Here is a 1506-nt window from a genome sequence, read left to right as displayed (position 1 = left end):
GCGATCGATGCGGACTTAAACGCCGGTTTGATTGATCAAGAAACCGCTCGTCTGCGCCGTAAAGAAGTTGCGAACGAAGCCGACTTCCACGGTTCAATGGACGGTGCGTCGAAATTTGTTCGCGGTGATGCGGTCGCAGGTCTGTTGATTCTATTCATCAACATCATCGGTGGTATCAGCATCGGTGTTTTCGAACACGGCTTACCAGCGTCTGAAGCATTCAAAACTTATGCACTGCTAACCATCGGTGATGGCTTGGTAGCACAAATTCCATCGCTATTACTGGCAACCGCAGCTGCAATCATCGTGACTCGCATCAATGACAGCGACAACGGCATGTCAGAAACCATGCAGAAACAGTTGCTCGCAACTCCAGCGACCTTGTTTACGGTTGCAGGGATCATGGCCGTCATTGGTATGGTTCCGGGTATGCCGCACCTTGCATTCTTTGCATTTGCTGGCGCATTAGGGTTTGCAGGTTGGAGACAAAGTAAGAAACCAGTTCAAGACACGCAAATCGAACAGGTGGAAGCACTTTCTCAAGCCATGCAAGAGGAAGACACACCACTCACATGGGACGACATCCCACACGTGCACACACTGTCTCTTGCGCTTGGTTACCGTCTTGTTCACTTGGTAAATAAGGATCAAGGTGCGCCACTTTCGCAACGTATTCGTGGTGTACGTCGTAACCTCTCAGAACAGGTAGGTTTTCTTCTACCAGAAGTTCGCATTCGCGATAACCTAAGCCTAAAACCGAACCAATACACCATTTCTCTTAATGGCGAAGTGATTGAGCAGGGCTTTATCGAACCAGAGCGTTTAATGGCGATTGCCGTTGGCGACACCTACGGTGAAATCGATGGCATTCTAGGGAGCGATCCTGCTTACCAACTTCCTGCAGTTTGGATTGAACACCAAGACAAGGCGAAAGCGCTCAACATGGGTTACCAAGTCGTGGACGACGGTACCGTGATCGCAACGCACATCAGCAAAATCATGAAAACCAACCTTGCAGAATTGTTTACACACGATGATGTAGAAGCGATGACGCAGCGCTTAACCCAACAAGCGCCGAAATTGGCAGAAGCCTTAGCCGCTGCACTTAACCCAGCTCAACAGCTCAAAGTGTACCGCCAGCTATTGCTTGATCAGGTGCCACTAAAAGACATCCGAACCATTGCGAATACCATGCTGGAGTCTTCAGAAAACACGAAAGACCCGATTTTGTTAGCTGCTGATGTTCGCTGCGCACTAAAACGCACGCTAGTTAACTTAATTGCAGGGCAAAAACCTGAGCTCAATGTTTACGCTTTATCGGATGAATTGGAGCAAATGCTACTGACGTCGCTGCAAGAAGCGCAAGCTTCAGGTACAGTGGTTCTCGATAGTTTCCCAATCGAACCGAATATTCTTGGTCAGTTCCAACAAAACTTACCTTTGATTCGACAACAACTTAAGCAGCAAGGCTTACCGCCAATACTACTTGTAATGCCGCAATTACGA

1 protein-coding gene is annotated in these 1506 nt (G+C 48.4%); it reads left to right on the top strand.

Going from position 1 to position 1506, the window contains the following annotated elements:
- Positions 1-1506 (top strand): flagellar biosynthesis protein FlhA (locus R8O11_RS24800; RefSeq protein ID WP_318194554.1); only part of this gene is annotated, 1506 nt, incomplete at both ends.

It is taken from the genome of Vibrio sp. 1288, assembly GCF_033344475.1.
This window is presented reverse-complemented; position numbering and strand designations above follow the sequence as displayed.